At 72.5% G+C, this 4515-nt stretch carries 3 protein-coding genes; 1 reads left to right on the forward strand and 2 read right to left on the reverse strand.

Annotation, left to right across the window (positions count from 1 at the left end; genetic code table 11):
• Nucleotides 1-181 precede the first annotated feature (181 nt).
• Nucleotides 182-1630, reverse strand: a complete 1449-nt coding sequence (locus DW309_RS13920) for a glyceraldehyde-3-phosphate dehydrogenase (protein WP_136045708.1) — start codon at nucleotides 1628-1630, stop codon at nucleotides 182-184.
• Nucleotides 1631-1793: 163 nt separating this feature from the next.
• Between DW309_RS13920 and DW309_RS13925 the strand changes: the two genes are divergently transcribed.
• Complete coding sequence (locus DW309_RS13925) at nucleotides 1794-3137, forward strand: amidohydrolase (RefSeq protein WP_136045709.1); 1344 nt, start codon at nucleotides 1794-1796, stop codon at nucleotides 3135-3137.
• A gap of 187 nt (nucleotides 3138-3324) precedes the next feature.
• On the opposite strand, the gene DW309_RS13930 is transcribed toward DW309_RS13925, so the two are convergent.
• A complete protein-coding gene (locus tag DW309_RS13930; protein WP_136029043.1) occupies nucleotides 3325-4314 on the reverse strand; it encodes a methyltransferase family protein in 990 nt (329 codons plus the stop codon).
• Nucleotides 4315-4515 lie beyond the last annotated feature (201 nt).

Consider the following 4515-nt stretch of genomic DNA (forward strand, 5'->3'; position numbering starts at 1 on the left):
CGCGGCAGGCCAGTGCCCACCGGCCGGCCGTGAGGTCTTGGCTCTGCACGGCCAGCAGGTGGCGCGCGGCGTCGGCGACCGTCGGCGCCGGCGCGGTCAGACGGTGGGAGCGGAGGCGCTCGGACAGCAGGGCCGCGGGAGTCATGCCCCCATCATGGCGGGTGCCTCCCCCATTCGCGGGTCAGGCCTGCAGCGTGACCTCGCGGCGCTCCGGAAGCACGATCGGGTGCGACCCGGCCATGACCTCCAGCACCCGGATGACCTGGCACGAGTAGCCGAACTCGTTGTCGTACCAGACGTAGAGGATGAGGGTGTTGCCGTGGGCGACGGTCGCGAGCCCGTCGACGATGCCCGCCCTGTGCGATCCCACGAAGTCGGTGGAGACGACGTCGGGGCTCTCGACGTAGTCGATCTGCTGGCGCAGCTTCGAGTGCAGCGAGATGCGCCGCAGGTAGTCGTTGACCTGCTCCTTCTCCACCGGGCGCTCGCAGGTCAGGTGCAGCACCGCGAGCGACACGTCGGGCGTGGGCACGCGGATGGAGCTGCCGGTGAGCTTGCCCTCCAGCTGCGGCAGCGCCTTGGCGACCGCCTTCGCGGCACCGGTCTCGGTGATGACCATGTTGAGCACGGCCGAGCGGCCGCGGCGATCGCCCTTGTGGAAGTTGTCGATGAGGTTCTGGTCGTTCGTGAACGAGTGCACGGTCTCCACATGCCCGGCGACCACGCCGTAGGCCTCGTCGATCGCGGCGAGCACCGGGGTGATCGCGTTGGTGGTGCAGGACGCCGCCGAGACGATGCGGTCCTCCGGCGTGACGTCGGCGTCGTTGATGCCGTGCACGATGTTCTTCAGCGCGCCCTTGCCCGGCGCGGTCAGCAGCACGCGCGCGACCCCGGCGGACCGCAGGTGCTGCGAGAGCCCGGCCTCGTCGCGCCAGCGGCCGGTGTTGTCGACGACGATCGCGTCGTGGATGCCGTAGGTGGTGTAGTCGATCGTGGCGGGGTCGTCGGAGTAGATCACCTGGATGCGGGTGCCGTTGGCGATGATCTGCTCGGCCTCCTCGTCGACCGTGACCGAGCCGGCGAAGCGGCCGTGCACCGAGTCGCGCAGCAGCAGCGAGGCGCGCTTGACGAGGTCGTTGTCGGAGCCCCGGCGCACGACGATGGCACGCAGGCGCAGTCCGCTGCCGCCGCCGGTGTGGGCGATGAGGATGCGCGCGAGCAGACGCCCGATGCGACCGAAGCCGTACAGCACCACGTCGGTCGGGTCGGCGGGCACGGCACCGATCGCGGGGGCCAGCGCCTCTGCCAGGTACTCGTCGAGCGGGCGGCCGCTCGCCGCGTGGCCCTCCGCGAGCCGGGCCACGTCGAGCGAGGAGGCTCCTGGTCCGAGTGCGTGGATGGCCTCGAGCACGGCGAGGGTGTCGTCGATCGAGAGTCGTTCGTGGCCGAGCTGCGCGACGCGGTCGTGCACCTCGACGAGACCGGTCGCCGACAGGCCGAGCAGCCGGTGCCCGTGCAACGACGTGACCACGTCGTGCTCCCGCTTGAGCGCTCCGACGAGCGGGATCATCCGCTCCGCCAGCTCTTCGCTCGCCGTCCATTCGTCGCGGGGTGCCGCGGAATCGTTCATCTGCGTCCTTGCATGTGTGAGCGCGCGCCGAGGTCGCCGGCTCGCGCGAGGTTGCCGGTGGATTCGGGGGATGCCCCCAGCGTACAAGCCGGGTGAGGGCAGCGCCGAATCGGGTGTCCGGGGTCCCCGCCCGTCCGTTCTTTTCGTCTACACTGGTGGAATAATGAGCACTGCACTCTCCGGCGACGGCGCCGACCTGATCATCCGCGGCGGCCGCATCCACACCCTCGACCCGCGCGACACCACCACGTCGGCCCTCGCCGTGCGCGACGGGGTGATCGTCGCCACCGGTGCCGATGCCGAGGCGCTCCCCGCCCGGAGCACGCTCGAGCTCGACGGCCGCACGGTCGTGCCCGGCCTCAACGACGCCCACCTGCACGCCGCCTGGCTCGGCGCCCGCTGGCCCCACCTCTTCTTCTCCGACACCCCGCCGGAGCAGCAGCCGTCCGGCCGCCTGGTCTCCACGGCCGGGGAGCGACGCGCCACCCTGCGACGGGCATGGCGGCTGCTCGCCGAGCTCGGGATCACCAGCTACACCGAACCCGGCATCGGCCCCGGCGAGGACGACGGCGAGACGGGCTGCTTCGGCAGCGACATGCTCGACGCCTACGTGGAGCTGCACCGCGAGGGCGCGCAGACCTCCCGCGTCACGCTGCTGCGCCTGTTCGGCACGATCGACGGCGAGAGCACGCTCGACGACTTCGAGCGCGGGCTCCAGACCCCGCCGCCCTCGACCGACGCGCGCTGGCTCGCGATCCCCGGGGTCAAGATCTTCGCCGACGGCATCCCGCCGATGGCCACCGCCTGGACGGACGAGCCCTACGCCGACGGCACGACCGGACACCTGCTCACGCGCGGCGGCGGCGATCCGCTGTCGGCGTTCCAGCGCATGATCGAGCTCGCCGCCGCGCGCGGCCTGCAGATCGCGGTGCACGCCACGGGCGACCGCTCGATCGCCGAGTTCCTCGCGGTGCTGGAACGGCTCGACCCGGCACCCGCCGCGCCGGGACCGCACTACGTCGTGCACGGCGACCTCGCGACGCCCGCGCAGATCGCCCGCATGCGCGACATCGGCGCCGGGTTCGCGATCCAGCCGCTGATCGCCGCGCACACCCACTCGTGGGCCGCCGTCCAGCTCGGCGAGGCACGGGTCGCCGCGGCCTGGCCGCTCGCCGAGATGTTCGGCTCGGGCGCCCTCACCACGTTGACGAGCGACGCCCCGATCGCGACCCCGGACTGGCGCCCGAGCCTCGACGCCTCACTGCGGCTCGTGACCGCGGCGGGCGGGGCGGACGACGCGGAGCTGCGGCGACGGCTCCTGCGCGCGATGACCGTGGAGGCCGCGCGGCAGGACGGCGCCGCCGACTGGAAGGGCACGCTCGAGCCGGGTCGCGTCGCCGACCTCACGGTGCTCGACGAGGATCCGCTCGAACCAGGGCGGGCGTTCACCTCCGTCACGGTGGAGCGCACGGTCGTCGACGGCCGGACGGTCTTCGCGCGCGACTGAGGCGGCAGCGGCCCCGCCCGGCCCCCGGCGGCGGATCGAGAACGTGCCGGAAACCCGCCGGGAAGGCGCGGTTTCGCGCCCGCATCCCCGCACGTCACGCGACGGGCACACACGAAAACGGCGGGCGGCATGTTCACGCATGCCGCCCGCCTCTGATCCCCCTCGGACCAGTCTCAGACCACGGTTCTCACACCGCGGTGGCCACCAGCACCCGCGGGCTCCCCGGCAGGGCGATCGTGTCGCGCACCGACCAGCCGGCGTCGCTCAGCCAGCCGCGCACCTCGGACTCCGGGTACACCACGGTGCCGTCGATCACCAGGTACTCCCCCGCGTGGAGGGCGTCGAGCGCGCGCTGCTCGGCGTCGTCGTCGAGGAAGAAGTCGAGCACGGTCAGGGTCGCACCGTCGGCCGCGGCCGCCCGCAGGTTGCGGAAGATCTGCGCGTTCTCCTCCGCCGAGAAGCGGTGGATCACGTGGTTGGCGAACACGGCGTCGTACGAGCCCTCGGGCGTCGCGGTCGCGGTCTCCCCCACCTCCACGGTCGTGCGGTCGGCCACGCCCGCGGACTGCACGGCCTCGGCCAGGCCGTCCTCGAACCCTGGCGCGTACACGAAGGTCGTGTGCAGCTGCGGGTTGCGCGCCATGACCGACAGCGCGAACTCGGCCGAGAGCCCGCCGAAGTCGAGGGCGTTCGTGGCACCGGAGAGGTCGACGAGGCGTCCGAACTCCTGCGCGTGCAGGCGGTTGTACGTCATGACGCCCGCCATGAACGTGCCCCAGCGGGCGTCGTCCATCTGCAGGTCACCCGGCTGGGTGGTGTCGACGGTGTGCGCGAACTGCAGCCAGTGCGGGTAGCTGATCTCGTCGAGGAAGGTGAGGAACGGCGCGAGGTCGATCGCGGCGGCGTCGCCCGTGAGGTAGGCCGCGGCGTCGTCGGCGAGGGCGTAGCGTCCGTCGGTGCGCACGAGCAGCCCCTTGGCCGCCATCGCGTCGGCGAGCAGGCGCGCGATGCGCTCGCTCACCCCGCAGCGCTCGGCGATCGCGCTGACCGTGTCTGCGCCGTCGGCGACGGCGGCGAACAGGCCGATCCGGCTGGCCTGGAACAGCTGCTTGGCGGCCATGTAGCCGGTGGCGATGTCGAGGATCCGCGCGGCGTCCGGCGTGGAGGTGTCGGTCATGGGGTGCCTTTCGATTGTCTACGAACGTGGGAAATAAAGGTCAGGGTGCGGGCCGTCCGACGGGCCCCGGCTCAGTCCGCGAGGAAGTCGCGGACCGCCGCGCGGAACTCCGGCGTGTGCGGCGCCGTGAGGTGGTCCCCCGGCACCCGCTGCACGCGGGCGTCGGGCAGCAGTGCGGCGGGTGCCGGGGGACCACCTCAC

This window comes from Microbacterium sp. K41 (assembly GCF_004794395.1).
In the GTDB taxonomy this organism is placed as follows: domain Bacteria; phylum Actinomycetota; class Actinomycetes; order Actinomycetales; family Microbacteriaceae; genus Microbacterium; species Microbacterium sufflavum.